Source organism: Flagellimonas flava (assembly GCF_050617915.1).
Taxonomy (GTDB): domain Bacteria; phylum Bacteroidota; class Bacteroidia; order Flavobacteriales; family Flavobacteriaceae; genus Flagellimonas; species Flagellimonas flava_A.
In genome coordinates this window covers 1-235 of record NZ_JBODQE010000192.1, presented here as the reverse complement: position 1 = coordinate 235, position 235 = coordinate 1, and the positions used below count along the sequence as shown (strand labels likewise).

Genomic DNA, 235 nt, shown 5'->3' with positions numbered 1-235 from the left:
GGCCCATTATCAACAGCTGACAGGACCAAAGCATACACGGTTGTTGGGACCAGTGGCCATGTGGATGAATATGCGCGATTTGACGATGATTGCACTATTCTTTTAGCTAGTATTGACAGTGCTGAATTAAGAGATCCAATCGCCAAGGAAAACCATAGGCGTTTGGAAGAAAACTTCAAAGTACTTTCGAAAAGTACCAATCAAGATGGCAATGCATTTAGAATAGTAAGAATGC

Annotated in this window: 1 protein-coding gene; it reads left to right on the top strand. The window is 41.7% G+C overall.

The annotated features are described in order from the left end of the window. Window positions 1–235, top strand: a 235-nt coding sequence (locus tag ACRHOZ_RS21510; protein ID WP_431130448.1) for an agmatine deiminase family protein, incomplete at both ends; no start/stop codon positions are given.